At 43.8% G+C, this 15,596-nt stretch carries 18 protein-coding genes; 5 read left to right on the top strand and 13 right to left on the bottom strand.

Features of this window, described 5'->3' with window-relative positions; genetic code table 11:
- The 3 genes from NTX76_03085 to NTX76_03075 form a co-directional block, all read left to right on the top strand.
- Positions 1-885 (top strand): hypothetical protein (locus NTX76_03085; GenBank protein MCX7338252.1); only part of this gene is annotated, 885 nt, incomplete at its 5' end.
- A gap of 81 nt (positions 886-966) precedes the next feature.
- Positions 967-1,536 carry a hypothetical protein gene (locus tag NTX76_03080; protein ID MCX7338251.1) on the top strand — a complete coding sequence of 190 codons (570 nt, stop codon included), beginning with the start codon at positions 967-969 and terminating at the stop codon, positions 1,534-1,536.
- On the top strand, positions 1,533-2,174 hold the full coding sequence (locus NTX76_03075; GenBank protein ID MCX7338250.1) for a hypothetical protein: 642 nt from the start codon (positions 1,533-1,535) through the stop codon (positions 2,172-2,174). The genes NTX76_03080 and NTX76_03075 overlap by 4 nt, the downstream gene beginning before the upstream one ends.
- On the opposite strand, the gene NTX76_03070 is transcribed toward NTX76_03075, so the two are convergent.
- The 3 genes from NTX76_03070 to ndhC all read right to left on the bottom strand — a co-directional run bounded on the left by NTX76_03070 (position 2,171) and on the right by ndhC (position 3,521).
- Positions 2,171-2,479, bottom strand: a complete 309-nt coding sequence (locus NTX76_03070; GenBank protein MCX7338249.1) for a hypothetical protein — start codon at positions 2,477-2,479, stop codon at positions 2,171-2,173. The genes NTX76_03075 and NTX76_03070 overlap by 4 nt on opposite strands.
- Positions 2,480-2,587: 108 nt before the next feature.
- A complete protein-coding gene (locus NTX76_03065; protein ID MCX7338248.1) occupies positions 2,588-3,142 on the bottom strand; it encodes an NADH-quinone oxidoreductase subunit B in 555 nt (184 codons plus the stop codon).
- 4 nt (positions 3,143-3,146) lie between these two features.
- The gene (gene ndhC, locus NTX76_03060; protein MCX7338247.1) at positions 3,147-3,521 is read right to left on the bottom strand and encodes an NADH-quinone oxidoreductase subunit A; all 375 of its coding nucleotides are present in this window, start codon (positions 3,519-3,521) and stop codon (positions 3,147-3,149) included.
- 150 nt (positions 3,522-3,671) lie between these two features.
- On the opposite strand from ndhC, the gene fsa reads away from it, so the two are divergent.
- The gene (fsa, locus tag NTX76_03055) at positions 3,672-4,328 is read left to right on the top strand and encodes a fructose-6-phosphate aldolase (GenBank protein MCX7338246.1); all 657 of its coding nucleotides are present in this window, start codon (positions 3,672-3,674) and stop codon (positions 4,326-4,328) included.
- A 54-nt stretch (positions 4,329-4,382) separates the two neighbouring features.
- Here fsa and NTX76_03050 read toward each other — a convergent pair whose 3' ends face one another.
- From NTX76_03050 to NTX76_03010, 9 genes are all read right to left on the bottom strand, one after another.
- Entirely contained in the window at positions 4,383-6,008 is a 1,626-nt protein-coding gene (locus tag NTX76_03050) for a hypothetical protein (protein MCX7338245.1), read from the bottom strand.
- 93 nt (positions 6,009-6,101) lie between these two features.
- Complete coding sequence (locus NTX76_03045; protein MCX7338244.1) at positions 6,102-7,640, bottom strand: hypothetical protein; 1,539 nt, start codon at positions 7,638-7,640, stop codon at positions 6,102-6,104.
- Positions 7,641-7,728: 88 nt separating this feature from the next.
- A complete protein-coding gene (gene gap / locus NTX76_03040; protein MCX7338243.1) occupies positions 7,729-8,745 on the bottom strand; it encodes a type I glyceraldehyde-3-phosphate dehydrogenase in 1,017 nt (338 codons plus the stop codon).
- Positions 8,742-10,697, bottom strand: coding sequence for a transketolase (gene tkt / locus NTX76_03035; protein ID MCX7338242.1), 1,956 nt, complete (start codon positions 10,695-10,697; stop codon positions 8,742-8,744). Before tkt ends, gap begins: the two co-directional genes overlap by 4 nt.
- Positions 10,698-10,721: 24 nt before the next feature.
- Positions 10,722-11,045 carry a thioredoxin gene (gene trxA / locus NTX76_03030; GenBank protein MCX7338241.1) on the bottom strand — a complete coding sequence of 108 codons (324 nt, stop codon included), beginning with the start codon at positions 11,043-11,045 and terminating at the stop codon, positions 10,722-10,724.
- 11 nt (positions 11,046-11,056) lie between these two features.
- Positions 11,057-11,428, bottom strand: a complete 372-nt coding sequence (locus tag NTX76_03025; GenBank protein ID MCX7338240.1) for a nucleotidyltransferase domain-containing protein — start codon at positions 11,426-11,428, stop codon at positions 11,057-11,059.
- Positions 11,425-11,802, bottom strand: a complete 378-nt coding sequence (locus NTX76_03020; protein ID MCX7338239.1) for an HI0074 family nucleotidyltransferase substrate-binding subunit — start codon at positions 11,800-11,802, stop codon at positions 11,425-11,427. The genes NTX76_03025 and NTX76_03020 overlap by 4 nt, the downstream gene beginning before the upstream one ends.
- Positions 11,792-12,691 (bottom strand): UTP--glucose-1-phosphate uridylyltransferase, encoded by a 900-nt coding sequence (locus tag NTX76_03015; protein MCX7338238.1) that lies wholly within the window; start codon positions 12,689-12,691, stop codon positions 11,792-11,794. The genes NTX76_03020 and NTX76_03015 overlap by 11 nt, the downstream gene beginning before the upstream one ends.
- Positions 12,688-13,527, bottom strand: coding sequence for an ATPase (locus NTX76_03010; GenBank protein MCX7338237.1), 840 nt, complete (start codon positions 13,525-13,527; stop codon positions 12,688-12,690). Before NTX76_03010 ends, NTX76_03015 begins: the two co-directional genes overlap by 4 nt.
- Positions 13,528-14,045: 518 nt before the next feature.
- Here NTX76_03010 and NTX76_03005 point away from each other — a divergent pair.
- Positions 14,046-14,795 (top strand): hypothetical protein, encoded by a 750-nt coding sequence (locus NTX76_03005; protein MCX7338236.1) that lies wholly within the window; start codon positions 14,046-14,048, stop codon positions 14,793-14,795.
- Here NTX76_03005 and NTX76_03000 read toward each other — a convergent pair whose 3' ends face one another.
- A complete protein-coding gene (locus NTX76_03000) occupies positions 14,796-15,584 on the bottom strand; it encodes a 3-hydroxybutyrate dehydrogenase (GenBank protein ID MCX7338235.1) in 789 nt (262 codons plus the stop codon).
- Between the last annotated feature and the right edge of the window lie 12 nt (positions 15,585-15,596).

Here is a 15,596-nt window from a genome sequence, read left to right as displayed (position 1 = left end):
GCTCGAGTGTTTCGCTGTCTACGCTTCGACTCTGTCGTTACCTTGAGAGACGCAAGACTCGCTATGTGGTGGGACTGGCTTTCCCTTCCACAGCGGGACTTTCACCCGCAAGATTGGTGCGACTTATCTTGGCGCACAGAAACCATTTCTACGCTTCGTTATTTACATAGGAACGGGTACCAAGAAGGTGATTCCATTACGTTGGTTAGTAATCGGGCACACAATGGATCAACCCTTGCGTCAGCCATAGGGGCAGAATTTGCGGAACTCAAGGATGATGATCATGCCGCCTTGTTTCGCCCAACGACCCGTTGGACAGAACGAATTTTAAATTCTTTTTGCATTCCTGAATTACGACAGAATCGGCTGGCCTTTGCTGTGCCAAGGCTCCTTTTGTTTGCATCAATTACCCTTTCGGTTGTTTGCCTGTGCATCGGGATGATCTTTTTTGTAAAAGCATTCGGCGAAAGCCGGCACCATGATTATTTGGAAAATGCTGCCAAGAATTATACGTTAAGCGCCACTGACACTAAAAATCTTCCAGCCGCGCGCTTGTTCCATTATTATCGATCAAAGGGTGGTGTCGATCCCTTAAGGATCCTTCAAACAGCATCACGTGCCCTGTCCCCCGAAGCCGTCGTGACGGACATGATGTGGGAACGGGAAGGTAGCATCAAACAAACATCATCCCTTGCATTAACATTAATCCTGAACGAAAAATTTTTTACTGATGCTAAAAATCCCCATCGATCTGATCCTAAGAAAATAACAGCCTATCAGGAGAAAGCAAAACGGATGATCACCGCTTTTTGTCCGACATGCCAAATTGAATGGTCAAAATCGCCCAAGAAACAGACGCTATCGCTGAAAATTTCTGATCGTTAGGGCAGCCAGAACGATAGACATTATCCATCGATATAGATACAATTTTACACAAACAAAGATTTAAAAAGAATGTAAGATTGTATGTATCGCGTTGTTTGGTTGTTGGTGATTTTTTGCAACGCAGGGTATGCGTCGGATTCAGATGAGTATTATGAGGATTTTTGGGCAGAAAAACGGCATAACGGGGACCTATCAGGATACGAAAGTTTCTCCTCAACCTCGAGCACAGGCATACCAGACCTTAATGATTCGCGGACCGAGTCCGATACCTTCGACAGCGATGATGACGAAGAGTTTGCCGAAATCCTTAGATACGAATATATGAAAACTATAACCGATTCACACAAAGCCGCTGAAACACATCATAAAAATGGCGATACCGATAAGACAATCGAAATGCTGCAAGCCTTATCCGATGCGCAAATGGATTTGCATATCATCAATAAATCACCCTGCTATGAAAACAGGCCCTGCTTGGAAACGCGCCTAGTCCGTATTTATAGCGCCAAACCTTCCAAGATCGCCAAGGATTGTCAAGAAATAAGGGCCTTTCGAGAGAGCGAAGCAACCGTCCCCACGTGCAAAGGTTTTTTATCCTCCCTGTTTGGGTTGTTCACAATAAACTGTGGCTCGGATAACCAGTTCACGTGAAGATATCCGCCATAAAGCTTGGTAAATTCATCACTACTTGGGGTCAGCCCACAACCGGCGGGGCGTCCGTTTTCTTGTTGGCTTTTTCCGCCCTGGCCTTTTTATTTTCTGTCCTTTCGGATACGAATTATACCGATTTGTGCACCAACATGAATCAACTTGAAAATGATCTCGTCGAAAAAAAACATACTTATGAAATTCTAAAACACTACACAGAAGGGATTCATCAATACCCCGATCAATTCAACAGCTTTCAGAAAAAGCATTTCTCTCAGCCTGTTTCGTTTGATCACCTAAAAGAACAATTTCAATCATGGCAGAAACACTGCAAAATCCAGATGCTAACCACACAATCAGGGAATGAGGAGGTTGAATCAAAAGATCTTGGGCTTTCCAAGCGATCTGTCAGCGTGACAGTGAAAGTCCTGCACGATACCCAGATTTACCAATTCATGGAAAAAATTCAAACAGAATTACCAGGTCTGTCGCAAATCAAAAAATTCCATATCCGACGCGTTTCTGCCCTGACAGATGACTTGTTGACCAAAATTTCTGCCGGTAAAATGGCAACCTTGTTAGAGGGTACGATTGAGTTTGATTGGATTTATCGAACAGCGCCAAACAGTAAACAGGACTAAATTTGTATTCCCTGCAAAGCCTGTATAACACCTTTTAGGGCCTCAACAATTTTGGTTTGGGCTTCGAATTCCAATGAAAACTCAGCAACCATCGGGATGATATTTTCTATTTCAGTACCACCCCGTGCTGCGCTATTGACCTCTTTTTCAACTGCATGAGCATGTTGGGTAAAGCTGGTTATCTGGTCGCCCATAAAATCTTGGAAACTTTTTCCCTGATTGGCAGCAAAGGGATTCGCAACAGCGGGCGCCTGTCCTGTTACCAATTGGCGCGATGGGGCAAGAATAGAATTAATACCAACCATACCTTATCATCCTTAATCTAGGGGCGGCTAAACATGCGACCCTCAGCACCATTGTATCATCTTCTTAAAAAAAGAGGCGACAGATTTATTATCACAACAAAAACTCCCTCAGCTCATTCTTGAAAAGGTCTTGCGTTGCTTGATTTTCTCTTGCAGCAACAAAATTCCGTACAACAAAGCCTCCGCGGTTGGCGGGCATCCTGGAACATAAACATCAACCGGAACAATACGATCGCAGCCACGCACAACAGAATAAGAATAATGATAATACCCACCCCCGTTTGCACAGCTCCCCATGGAAATAACCCACCGGGGTTCGGGCATTTGGTCATAAACCCTGCGCAGGGCGGGCGCCATTTTATTGGTCAGCGTCCCCGCCACAATCATCACATCGGCTTGCCGGGGGCTTGGACGAAAAACAACCCCAAAGCGGTCCAGATCATACCGACTGGATGCCGTATGCATCATTTCAACAGCACAACATGCCAGACCAAACGTCATGGGCCACAATGACCCACTTTGGGCCCAAGCAGCGACAGTATCCAGTTGCGTGACAATGAAACCCTTGTTACTGATTTCCTCTGTCGCAGCATTAAACAAAGCCGCCTCGCTTTGAAGATTGGCCGGTAAATAAGGCTTAAGATCGTCCAGGGTTTTTTTCATTGACTTAATCCCATTCTAACGCTCCCTTTTTCCATTCATATATAAATCCGACAGTCAAAATACCCAGGAATAGCATCATTGCCCAAAAACCAAACTCCCCGAGTTTCTTTAGCCGCATAGCCCAGGGAAACAAAAAAGCAATCTCCAGATCAAAAATAATGAACAAGATCGCAACACGATAAAATCGAATACTAAAACGACCCCGTGAGTTGTGTTTTGGGGTGTCAAACGCATCAAAGCCACATTCATAGGGGCCTAATTTTTCAGGGTAAGGATTTTTTTTGCTACGCCACCAGGCAATAAGCACAAGAATAGCCGACAAACAAAACCCCAGGAAAAAGAAAATAAGAATCGATAGGTATTCATCATAAACGAGCATTGATCATTCCATTTCCGCCATACTGACTTGTCATTTTTAATCTATCATGATGGCGCCCAACCGGAAACCACTAAACAAATTTATCCTTGCACTCTCTCCTACGTTGTCTAGTATACTTCCCCTATAAACTTTTTGTAATAAGGACCCATTATGGATTTTTTTCTAGACACAACAGACGTTAATGAAGTCAAGGCATTGTTGGATTTGGGATTGGTGGATGGTGTTACAACCAATCCATCGTTAATTGCAGCAAGCCGACGCAAATTCCAGGATGTTATTGCAGAACTTTGCGAGATTGTCCCAGGCCCCGTCAGTGCGGAGGTTATCGCCACAGATTATAAAACAATGGTGGAGGAAGGCAAAAAACTCGCCAAAATCGCAGAAAACGTCGCCGTTAAAGTTCCCCTAACGTTTGATGGATTAAAGGCCTGCTATGCCCTAAGCAACGATGGCATCATGGTCAACGTCACACTGTGTTTTTCTGCAGCACAGGCGTTGCTTGCCGCAAAGGCTGGCGCCACATTTATTTCCCCATTCGTTGGTCGACTGGATGATGTTGGCCAAGAGGGAATGGATCTGATTCATGAGTTACGAGAGATTTTTGACAACAGCCCCAATTTGGATACACAAATATTGGCAGCCTCAATGCGCCACCCGATGCATGTTGTTCAGGCAGCAAAGGCCGGCGCCGACATCGCAACAATTCCCCCAAAGGTGCTTTATCAGATGATCAATCATCCGTTGACGGATGTGGGATTAGCAACATTTTTGACTGATTGGAAAAAAGCTGGTCAGGTTATTGGTTGAGGGTTCTATCAGAAAGCTGCGCAGAAATAAATTTTATGACTGCGCAGACACCCCTTAAAGATTGATGGCCTGATTGATAGCATCCACCCCAAGAGTAAGCCAAAATGGATAGGTATTTTTTTGACGTCCATGGGGTTGATATGTTCCCCCATAGATCGTTTTTCCAAAATCCATATGGGGAATCTCGATATGTCTGTGAGAAGCCCTTCCCGCTTGTTGAACGCGCCCACCCATTTTTCTTATGATAGAAACCATGTCTTCGTATTTGACATTTTCTCTACGGCTGACACTGTCTAAAAAATCTTGAACCTCGCTTCGGATTTTTTCTTTTGGACCAACAAAATCCATTTTTTGCTCTTCGATAATCTTGAGTGCTTTTGATGGTAAAACAATCATAGATTTATCAAAACCTACTACACCAAAATCTTGCAAAGGTCGATCTGCCGCAGAATCAGGCACAAACGCCCGCTTATCATCATAAGAAATATCTTCACAGCTTATGTCTTTCTGTAAAACCTTGCTATCACCAGGGGAAGACACAGCCGCCTGCGCTGCTTGCGAAGACAAAGAGTTGGCAGGCAGATCCATTACACCCAATAAATCAAACATCACATTCCCTTGTGCCGATGAACGCACATCAAAACCTACAGGCGCAGCTTTTTTCTCTTTTTTGACTGATTGTTTTTTCCTCTTTATTCTATTCTGTTCTGTGTGAAGTTCCTGTTTTGCCTTGTATTCTTCTATGAGATCCTCAAGATCTATATAATTCTGCGTTATTACTTTCACACATTGACACCAACTCTGCACACTCGCCATAATACCCCAAGATCTCGGTATCCTGCTCATGAGATTGCGAGCTTTAGGATCAAATTCACCTTTCAACACAGGACTTACCAGTATTTTTCCCGCTTCTTCTATGGATTTCTCTGCCTTTTGACGGCCTAATTCTATCAAAAGCGAGTAATCAAAATATGATTCCGTTTTATTTTCAGCATCATTATAGCGCGCAAATGTATAATCCTTGCACAGCTTGACAACCGATCTTTCTGTAAAAGGAGTTATCGTTCCTAAAATTTTCTGCAAATAAAACAACTCGACCGCATTATCACGCTGCGCTTGAGGTTCTGCTTGTTTTTGATGCGGTTTTATACCATTTCTATCTAAGTAATTCTTTTGCACAGCCTCTTCTTTTAAGAATTCAGCATGAATATACGCATATAAAACATTAATTTTTGACTCTTCACAAGAAAAGCCAAACTCCCTACAGGTTTTCAGAAAAACAAGATTCTGACTTTGATGTTGTCTGTTTTCAACCAGAGAACTGATCGTCTGATAGATACCTATGTCATACGATATGCGACATTTAAAGTTTTCAATATTGCGTTCTTGGGTTTCAATTGTCATTTTCTCAATAATGCCACCATCAGTATCTAACCCCAAAACATCCACATAACAAGCAACCCTTTCCCGAATAGGGATCTCGTTGTTAATGATAAGATCCCTGAGGGTTTGATTATAACGAATTCGTCCCGCGAGAATGTCCTTGACGTTGCCAAGGGCTTCGTCTGGGATCGAGCTCAGAAGGCTGGTTGTGTCTGCCGTTGATGCCGATGTTGCACAACTATCGGCATGACTGATATTAAAAAATACAACCAATATAAAAAAAACAATTTTCATCATAAATATTTCCTGTAATATGAATGATCAATTGATATAAAAACATTTATATAAAAAAAATCAACGTTATATTTGCAAAAAACATACTATAAAAAACTAGACAGTAATCGCCCGCTGAATAACATCCACCCCAAGATCAAGCCACAAGGGATAGGCATTTATTTGATGCCCATGGGGTCTGTATGTCCCCCCATAGATTGTCTTTCCAAGCTCTAAGTGAGGGATCTCGATATGTCGATGAGAAGCCTTCCCACCTTGCTCGACAGTTCCACCCATTTTTTTTATGATTTTTTCCAAGGCTGAATACCCAACCGATTCTCCAGAACGGATCTTTTCCAGAAATTCTAGGACGTCACTTCGGATTTTCTCTTTCTTCAAATCGAAAGGATCCGACTTGCTCTCTTCGATAGTTTTGCATGCTTTTGATGATGCGACAAATAGGGGTTTTTCGGGGGTTACCATGTAAGGATCGGATTCTGCTATCCCCTGAAAAACCCCAACACTGCTAGCGGATGATATAACCTCAGAGATTTCTTGAGACGCTAGAGACTGTCCAGATAAAATAAAAGCACCTGAATCAGGAACGATATTGTCCAAAACCGCCGACTGTGCAACAGAATCCCTAAGCCTATTTTTCTCTTTTTTCTCCGCACGCTTTTTTCTTTTTTCTGCCGTATAGATATTTTGTTTTTCTATATAGCACTCTATAAGTTTTTCCACCTCATTATATTTTTGTGCAATTTTTTTCATATATTGACATGAGAATTTCTGAAACATTGCCACTTTGTGTAACTCTGACACCTCAACCATCAGAGTCAAAACTTTATCATTAAACTCATCACACAACACAGGACTCACCAATAATTTTTTTGTATCCTCTGTGGATTGTTGTGCCTTTTCATGACCCAACAGCAATAATTTTGGATCAAAATATGTCTGTGTTGTGTCCTCCTTACCATCATAATGTAGAGATATATAATCCCTGCACATTCTCACAACAGACCCCTCCGCAAAGGGGGTGATTTTGTTTAAAATTTCATCCAAGTAAAACAGCTCAATGGCTTCTGCACGTTTTGCATGAGATTGTTCGTTTTGTATCTGCCCCTGAGAGATTGCGCTTTCTTGACTAAGGTCTTGCCCTTTTTTATCTCTCAGATACTGCGTATAAACATGCGTATACAAAACGTTTATCATGGGCTCATTAATACCAAAATCTACCCCCACCACAACATTACGTGCAGAATGCGGAGATTGTATATTTTCAATTAATTCAAGTATGGTGACGTGTGTATCCAAATCATGCAATATACTGTTTTTAATGGTTGCGCTGATATTGGGCCATTCATTTGGATCTTTGATTTTTCCAAACCCTCCCCCTTCTCCCAAGGAGTCCATATAGCAATCAAACCGGCTCTGTATCGGAATTTTTTCGTTACTAAAAAAATCAAGAAGTGTCTGATTATATCTCTGCCGACCTATGGCGATTTCTTTTATGTCATCAAGAGCTTCATCAAGAGAAAGGGGGGATACAAGGTCACCAGACCCAACCACAGCGGCCGTTGATGCCACACTTGCAGTATAACCAGTGTTTGTGAACACAAACGTGGAAAACAAAAGGAAAATAATTTTTTTCATGTACAGTCCCGTTGATTAATTCTACCAACAGGACTGTACACTTTTATAAAACAGAAGTCTACGGATTCATTATACAGAATTCTTTTTTCTATAATGATCCGATATAACTTGCTACATCGCACATGCGGTTTGAAAAACCCCATTCATTATCATACCAGGCCAGAACCCGACAAAACCGATCACAAACAACTTGCGTTTGCGTTGTGTCAAAGGACGAGCTGTGTGGATCATGGTTAAAATCGATAGAAACCAGCGGTTCCCTGACCACACCCAACACACCCAAAAGCGCACCACCCGCAGCCTGTTCGATCGCCTGGTTGATTTCCTGAATCGATGTGTTTCGTTTTGCATGGAATTTAAAATCTACAACCGATACGTTGGCGGTTGGAACGCGAATGGCCGTTCCTTCTAGTTTGCCCTTTAATTCTGGCAACACCAAACCAACAGCTTTCGCCGCACCGGTGGAACTTGGGATCATGGATTGGCATGCAGCCCTGGCGCGCCTTAAATCGCTGTGCAACGTATCAACCAACCGTTGATCGCCCGTATAGGAATGAATCGTGGTCATATAACCATATTCAATACCGATGGCCTGATTCAATACATTGGCAACCGGGGCCAAACAATTGGTCGTGCACGATGCATTGGAAATAACCCAATGATCGGCCTTGATGTCCTGATGGTTGACGCCATACACAACGGTCAGGTCAGCACCATCAGCCGGGGCAGACACCAGAACGCGTTTTGCACCAGCTGCTAAATGTCTGGCAGCGTCGGCGCGTTTTGTGAAATGGCCGGAACATTCCATAACAAGGTCGATCTTTAAATCACCCCAAGGAAGCTTTTCTGGTGTTGGTTCGGCAAAAATTTGAATCGGGCCAAACCCCACATCCATTGTTGATTCTGTTGTTGTCACTGTCCCAGAAAATCGACCATGCACAGAATCATATTTAAACAAATGCACATTGCTGGACAGAGGGCCCAAATCGTTGATCGCAACAACCTGAATATCTGTTCGTTTGCTTTCGGCCAATGCACGTAAAACCATGCGCCCGATGCGGCCGAATCCGTTAATAGCAACTCTTATGGGGGTCTTTGTCGTCATTCTAAAATCCTTTGTTTAACTGTTTGAACAATAGCATCCACTGTGATGCCAAATTCCTGATATAGCCGGGGTGCGGGGGCCGATGCCCCAAACCCATGCATTCCAATGAACGCACCATCGGATCCGATATATTTGTGCCAACCAAAATCAATGGCGGCCTCGATACCGATACGTGGAGCGTTCCCTAGTACTTTAGTCTGATAGTCTTTTGGTTGTTTGTCAAACAATCGCCAACAGGGAAGCGAAACAACACAAACGAAAATTTCCTCGTCCGCCAGAATTTGTTGAGCCTGGATCGCCAGACCGATTTCTGACCCCGTTGCAATCAACGTTGCTTGGCGTTGATGGGCAGCTTCTTTTAGGATATAACCCCCTCTAGCGCACAAGTTTTCTGACTGCACATCCAAACGAACCGGCATAACAGCCTGTCGTGTTAAAGCAAGAACAGACGGCGTTTTGCGGTCGGCAATAGCCAGTTCCCAGCATTCAGCAACCTCCACACCATCGGCGGGGCGAAAAATGTTCAGGTTGGGAATGGCCCGAAGGCTGGCAAGATGTTCGACTGGCTGATGTGTTGGACCATCCTCCCCAAGGCCGATGGAATCATGCGTCAGGACATAAATTACCCCTTGCCCCATAAGGGCCGACAATCGCAATGCGGGTCGCAGATAATCACCAAAAACAAGGAACGTCCCACCATAAGGAACAAAAGAATCGCCCACAGCACCATGAACGGAAAGGCCATTCATAATCGCTGCCATAGCATGTTCCCGGATGCCATAATGAATATATTGCCCCGAAAAATCGGTTGGGGTGATTGCTTGTTGTGATGATGCTTTTGTGTTGTTCGATCCGGTCAAATCTGCGGACCCACCAATTAAAAAGGGCAGGGCAGGGGCGATTTCCTCCAGAACTGTTTGTGAAAGTTGACGCGTAGCAAGATTTGGTTTTTCCTGTGCAAAGCGTTTTTTAAGGTCGAGGATTATTTTTTTCCAATCACACACCTCCACCTGCTTGACCCCCTCAAACCGCTTTTTCCAGGCGGTATAATCCCCCAAGGAACGCTCTCCGGCCCCCCTCCAAACCGACAAAACATCATCAGGAATATCAAACGGAGCATACGGCCATTGCAACAAAGACCGCGCCGCCTCGATTTCCTTAGTCCCCAAAGGACTGCCATGGCTGGAGGATGTGCCCGATTTTGTTGGCGCCCCCTTGGCAATGGTTGTGCGACACGCGATCAAGGATGGCTTATTGGATAGTTTGGCCCTAGAAATCGCTGCGTGAATGGCAGCAAAATCATGACCATCAATTTGTTCGGCATTCCACCCCGATGCCTTAAAGCGCATCAATGGATCGTCGGATGTGCTTAAATCTGTACTGCCATCGATCGAAATATGATTGTCATCAAACAAAACAATCAACTTGTTTAATTTGTAATGCCCAGCAAATGACAATGCCTCCTGGCTTATACCCTCCATCAGGTCGCCATCTCCAGCAATGACATATGTGTGATGATCGCTGATGCCCGATCCAAATCGGTCGCTCAGCATTTTTTCGGCCAAGGCCATCCCAACGGCCGTTGCCAACCCCTGACCCAGTGGGCCCGTCGTGGTTTCAACACCGGGTGTATGGCCGTATTCAGGGTGACCGGGCGTCAGGCTTCCCCACTGGCGAAACTGCTTTAGGTGTTCGATCGTCATGTCGGGATAGCCCGTTAAATATAACAAGCTATACAACAACACCGACCCATGTCCTGTCGATAAAACAAATCGATCCCGGTCCGGCCAAGAAGCATCCTGTGGGTTGAATTTCAGAAAATCACAAAACAAAACCGTTGCCACATCAGCCATGCCCATAGGCATTCCAGGGTGGCCAGATTTTGCGGCCTCCACTGTGTCCATACTCAAAAAACGGATGGCATTCGCCAAGGAACTATAATTTTTCGACACAATCAAAACCCAATACACATAAAACTAACCAACGATCGATTCGACCCAAGCAATAAGATTGCTTTTTGTTAGCAAGCCAACTTTTGTCGCGACCGCTTTTCCGCCAATAAAAATGATCATTGTTGGGATACTGCGAACACCGTATTGTGCAGGAGTGTTTGGATTCTCATCGATATTAAGTTTTAATATTTTTGTTTTTCCAGAAATTGATGGATAGGCATCCTCAAGAATAGGTGACAACATTTTGCAGGGACCACACCATTCTGCCCAAAAATCCACAAGAACTGGCATGGGGGATTGCAAAACATCCACTTCAAAGTTTGCATCGTTTGTTTGTTGAACAAGCATAATTATCCTTTTTAGAGTGAGGTATCTTTAATCGTAAAGTTTACCTGCATCGGAATGCTTTCACAATCCCTAATATCCACCCCCACTGGACTCAGCAAAACCAAATCCTTTTGGATAATTTCCCTAAATGTCTCATCGCAAGAAAAAAAATGAACACAATCAACCTTATATGGCAAATCAGATTCTTCGAAATCTTCCTCTATGTGGCTTCTGATGTTATAGGGAATATCCTCTAAAAAACACAAATCCAGATCTGAAAACCGTTTAGGATTTCCCCTGGCCCTAGAACCGAAAGCGTAAAAAGTATAGGGGTATTTTGCCAGTATATCTTGGGTGATTTTAAGGTGTCTTGGTTCTAAAGACAGCCCATGCCGTGTTATCACTTGGCACCAAGAACAACAAGAAAATCATGGATCGCGATTGAAAAGGATGGAAATGTGGCGGCAACTTTTTCGGCCTCATCCTCCTCATACGTATGGACCGCCATGGTTCTTTTTTTAAGAAACTCAAACCATAACTCAGGATCATCAATAAACCCCTCCAAAGCAGCAACCCTGAATGTTTCCTTTGGAGAATTAACAACCTGACCGCGCTTTTCCAAAAAACGCCTCATGATTTTCCATGACAACTCAAAACAATACTCAAAGGCTTGTATGGCCCCGGCTCGTTCTTGCTCGGTCAGAATATTCAAACGAAACTCATCGAATTTATTAAGTGCCTTAAGTAGGGGAGCAATATTAATCTCATCAATGATCATGGTGGGTCCGATGTAGGTATTTCTTGACTATTTCTTGTAGTTTTTTTCTTAGCTCTGGATCCGCCCAGGCATAGGCTATATTAGCCTCGAGCCACCCTTCTTTTGTTCCGCAATCGAACCGCTCCCCCTCGAAAAAGAACCCCGTTAGGGGCGCTTCGTGGATCATGGCCTGAATTGCATCTGTCAGCTGTATTTCCCCGCCTGCCCCTGGGGTTTGCTGTTCCAAATACCCAAAGATTTCGCTATTCAGGATGTAACGACCTATGATCGCTGTTGTTGAGGGTGCCTGGTCGGCAGATGGCTTTTCCACAACGTTTTTTGCCCTGACCTTTGATCCCTGCCTTCCCAAAACATCCAAAATGCCATAGCGTTTTGTTTCCTCTGGTGGAACATCCATAACCCCAACCATATTGCCATCATAGAGGGTGTAATTTTTCATCATTTGCCCCAAACAGGACCCATTGGTTGATGAGCTTGACAACACCAAATCATCCGCCAAAATCAACGCAAACGCATCTTCGTTAACCAACTGACGCGCACAAAGAACAGCATGCCCCAACCCCAATGGAGCTTGCTGACGAATATACACAGCTTGTCCTGGATCCAAACGAATTTGCTGCAAAAGCCCAAGCTCGAATTCCTTACCACGCTCCCTAAGGGTTTCCTCTAGAATTCGCGAAGAATCAAAATGATCTTCGATCGCCGATTTCCCTTGGGATGTCACAAAGATAAACCGCTCAATGCCGGCGGCTTTTGCTTCCTCTACCGCATATTGAATCAGCGGCTTATCAACCACCACCAACATTTCCTTGGGGATTGATTTTGTTGCCGGTAAAAAACGACTACCAAGGCCTGCAACCGGAAAAATACATGTTTTAACTTTTTTCACACGGGGGCCCGATCCATACTTTGCCGAAAGGATTTCTGGGGAATTTGAATCATTTCCATCAAAACGGCCAATTCTTGCTTTGCCGCAATATGCGAAAGGCTTAATGGGGCCTTGCTTTCCCGCACATCCAACAACGTCAAACCACTCAAAAAAAGCTCACGAAAAATAACACGCTCCCCAAACCCTGGGATTAACCGAAAACCGATTCTTTTCGACAGGGCTTTTAGGACACGCTCCATTTCTTCCTTGTTTCGGGAATAAATATTACTCAATCGGTTCCGCATAACAATCCAATCGATAGACCCACCACCATTAATTGCTTTTTGTTTTTTTTGATCCCACACCATTTCCGCATAGGTGCTAGGGCGCAAAACATCCAACGAATCAGGGCTAACCCGGACCAACATATCCAAATCTACAAAACTATCGTTGAGGGGGGTGATAAGCGTATCCGCCTTTGAGTGGGCAAGGCGCGATAAAAAACTATCGCTTCCTGGTGTATCAAAAACAACATAATCGAAATCTTTAAATTCCACCAGTGTGTCTGTTATTGTTTTTGTTTCTTCGGCTTGTGCATCTGCTGTGTGATCCAAGGCGCTTTTAAAAATAGCACGATGTTCTGGCAGCAAAAGATCTGCCCCTGTGTTTTTTTGTCGAAGACGACGATTCTCCACATACCGCGTTAAGGTTCCCTGGCGCGCGTCAACGTCGATGCTCGCAACAGAAAACCCGTTTTTCAGTAAACTGGTTATAATATGCATAGCCGCCGTCGATTTACCGGTACCCCCTTTTTCGTTACCCAAAACAACGATATAGGGTTTGGGGATTTTATTTATTTCCAAGGGCTTTTTCCGTAAAAGAAATTCTTATGCATGATAAAAAAAATAATGGTTTCACGCAAGAACTTCCTTTGTGTTTTCGAAATATTTTGGGATTGTTTTGTGGTGTTAAAAAATGTAACAAGCCAAGAAACCACTACTTTACTATCTTATATTAGTAATTAATAGTGGTGGTAGTAGGGGCCTGTGAATATGTGGATAAAAATATATCCCCAAGGTTTTCCACAGGCAAACAACTTATCTAAAATTTGATCGAAACGGGGTGTTTGTTTATAAAATATCCTTGTTAATCAAGTAGTTGTGATATTTTTCTTTGGAGTGTCTTGTGGGGCAAAAGAAAGACTTTTAAAAAAATTATTCACACCCTGTCAATAAAAAAATCCACCTGTGTAAAAGACAACAAATAAAAGCGCAGCATTGTGCAAAAGTTTGGACAAACGATGGATTAGTGTGTTTTTCCACAATTTGTGCCATCGTTCTTGTGTTGTTATTAACAGAGTTACAAACACCCCCTTATGATTAAAATTGGTTTAATTGGCCACCCTATCAGACATTCTTTGTCCCCCCGTATCCACCAATTGTGGCTTTCGTTGTACGGGATGGATGGGGTGTACACCCTGCTTGAAGGGAAAACCCTAACCAAACCAGACCTTGGTCGTTATATCCAAGATGGATTTTGTGGATTCAATATAACAATGCCATTCAAGACAGCGGTGATCCCCTTTGTTGATTTTCCTGATGAGTTGGCCCATACAATTGGTGCTATTAACACGATTCGGGCGACAAAAAACGGGACAGAGGGGACAAATACAGACGCATTAGCCATTTATTCATTGCTTAAGGATTGTCCACCATTTGACCGGGTTGTTATTTTGGGGACCGGCGGCGCTGCGCGGGCAACGGCTTGGGCTTGCGCACAACGGGGGGATCTTGAAATCAAGATGCTCATGCGGGATGTGATTTATTCTGGTGATGGGCTGGAAAAGGAATGCCAAGGGGCGACACTGTTTGTGAATGCCACCCCCATAGGGATGCACACAGAGGGGGGTGGTTTGGGTTTTAACCTACCCCAGTCCATTTCACCAAAATGTTTAGTTGTGGATTGGGTCTATTTCCCAAAAGAAACAAACCTGTTGATCGAAGCAAAAAAACGGAATCTTCGTTGTGTTTCTGGGCTTGAGCTGTTTGTGGCCCAGGCACAAGAATCCTTTTATTATTGGTTTTCGATTCGACCAGATACCGCAAGCCTAACGGGGGTGTTCTGATTATTGCGCCGTCCACCCGCCATCAATCGGCAAAGCGACCCCGGTGATTTGTTGGGCGGCATCCGAACATAAAAACACGCACAGTTCCCCAATGTGATAGGGGTCCACGAAACTTAAGGATGGTTGTTTTTCTGATAATAAATCATGTGTTGCTTGTTCTTGTGTTTGTTGGTTTTGTTCGGCCCGTGTTTGAATTTGTTTTTCGACAAGCGGTGTAAGGACCCAACCGGGGCAAATAGCATTGCAAGTGATGTCTTGTTTGGCTGTTTCCAAGGCGACAACCTTTGTTAATCCAATAATTCCATGTTTTGCAGCCACATAGGCGGCCTTTTGCATTGACGCAACCAACCCATGAACAGATGCGACATTGATAATTCTGCCCCATCCTTTTTCTTTCATTTGTGACAAACACAATCTGGTTGTGTGAAACGCCGCCGATAAATTTAATGCCAAAACAAGATCCCACTTTTCTGGTGGAAAATCTTCGATGGGGCTAATGTGTTGTATTCCGGCATTATTAATTAAAATATCAACACCACCAACATCCTGATTGATGGCCTCAATCATGGATTCTATCTCGTTTTGTTTTGTCAAATCGGCCCCATGATACAGAACGCGACCGGATGTTATCCTTGACAAATCCGCCTGAATCGTATTTATTTCTTCTATAGACGCAAAACCATTGAAAATAATGGTCGCATTTTTCTTTGCAAATACTTTAGCGATGGCTAATCCGATTCCGCTGGTGGATCCTGTGATCAGAACGTTCATTCCTGTATAATTTTTCATCTTTATAAAAGC

This window comes from Alphaproteobacteria bacterium (assembly GCA_026400645.1).
In the GTDB taxonomy this organism is placed as follows: domain Bacteria; phylum Pseudomonadota; class Alphaproteobacteria; order Paracaedibacterales; family CAIULA01; genus JAPLOP01.
Note: the sequence above shows the minus strand (reverse complement) of the source record. Positions and strands in the feature narration are given on the sequence as shown.